The following is a 1,565-nucleotide window of genomic DNA, read 5'->3' on the forward strand; positions in this document are numbered from 1 at the left end:
CTATTGCGCGATTCCGCGCTACAATCCCCGTCTGATGAGCGCGACCCAGGCACGCAGCAACGACGAATGGCTGGCCGATTTGCGGGCCACGGGGCCGGCCCGCGAGGCGGCCCTGGACGATCTGCGCGCACTGCTGGGCAACGGCCTGCGCCGCGGCCTCATCGGCCAGATCGACACCACCGCGCCCGAATTCGACGCCCAGATCGATGATTTCGTGCAGGAGGCGCTGATCAAGGTGCTCGACAATCTCGACTCCTTCGCCGGGCGCAGCCTGCTGACGACCTGGGCCAACAAGATCGCCCTCAATATCGGCCTGACCGAGTTGCGCCGCAAGCGCTGGCGCGATGCCTCGCTCGACCAACTGACCCAGACCGACGATGGCGAATTCACCCCGTCGTTCGTGGCCGATCCCGCGCCGCGCCCCGAGGCGCTGACCGAACGGCGCGAATTATTGCGCTACGTCGGCCGCCTCATCAACGAAGAACTGACCGAGAAGCAACGCACGGCCCTGACGGCTGTCATCCAGGGCCGGCCGCTCAGCGAGGTAGCTTTTATGATGGATTCCAATCAGAACGCGGTCTACAAGCTGGTGTTCGACGCCCGGCAGCGCCTGCGGCGGCGACTGGCCGAGGATGGGCTGTCAACCGAGGAGATCATGGCCGCCTTTGCCGAGGCGTAGGGCTGTAAGAATAGCGGGCCTGGCTTCGTCTGAGAATGAGAATGGCACATCTGACCGACAAGATACGCACATTGCTGGGAGAGCCGGCCTATGCCGGGCCGCTGGGGGAAGCGCCGTTGGATGATCCCGCCTGCGAGCGGCTGCTACGCCTGCTGAGCATCACCCGCGACGACGAACTCTCCTGCGAAGCGGTATTCAACTGTCTGGATGAGTACGTCGATTGCCTGGAAGGGCGCGGCGACACAGCCGGGCGCGATCTGCTCGTGGCCCATCATCTCAGCTTTTGCGCCGACTGTCGCGATGAGTTGGTGGCCCTGATCCACGCCCTGGAAAGCGCCGCCGATTACTAGCGGACGGGGATCACCGCAGAAGGAGAGCCGACGCGCATGACACGAGCCATCTGGAACGGCGTCGTTCTGGCTGAGAGCGACCACACCGAAATCGTGGAGGGGAACCACTACTTTCCGCCCCAAGCCATCCGCCGCGAATATTTCAGCGCCAGCGACCGGCAGACAACCTGCGCCTGGAAGGGCGCGGCCGGCTATTACCACATCACCGCCGCGGGACAGACGCTCCGCAACGCCGCCTGGTTCTACCCCGACCCCAAACCGGCGGCGGCCAACATTCGCGATCACGTCGCGTTCTACGGCCCAGTTACCATCGAGAAGTGAACCCATGTTACTTGCAGGCGACATCGGCGGTACCAAGACCGTCCTGGCTCTTTTCGACGTGGCGGCCGACGCCAATTTCATTGCCCGCCATCCCATCATCGAGCGCACCTTTCCCAGCCAGCAATACCCGTCGCTGGAACTGATCATCGACGAATTTCTGCGCGACACCGACCACCACATCCCCGCCGGCAGCTTCGGCGTGGCCGGGCCGGTGG

General features: G+C 64.3%; 4 protein-coding genes. All 4 read left to right on the forward strand.

Features of this window, described 5'->3' with window-relative positions:
* A partial coding sequence (locus tag WAX14_RS16650; protein WP_422629164.1) for an RNA polymerase sigma factor occupies positions 1–679 on the forward strand: 679 nt, incomplete at its 5' end.
* 41 nt (positions 680–720) lie between these two features.
* Entirely contained in the window at positions 721–1,029 is a 309-nt protein-coding gene (locus tag WAX14_RS16655; RefSeq protein ID WP_095042874.1) for a hypothetical protein, read from the forward strand.
* Positions 1,030–1,065: 36 nt separating this feature from the next.
* Entirely contained in the window at positions 1,066–1,350 is a 285-nt protein-coding gene (locus WAX14_RS16660) for a DUF427 domain-containing protein (RefSeq protein WP_095042873.1), read from the forward strand.
* Between the two features lie 4 nt (positions 1,351–1,354).
* A partial coding sequence (locus WAX14_RS16665) for a glucokinase (protein ID WP_422629165.1) occupies positions 1,355–1,565 on the forward strand: 211 nt, incomplete at its 3' end.

The sequence above is a fragment of the Rhodococcus sp. (in: high G+C Gram-positive bacteria) genome (assembly GCF_049299235.1).
Lineage (GTDB): Bacteria > Actinomycetota > Actinomycetes > Mycobacteriales > Mycobacteriaceae > Rhodococcus.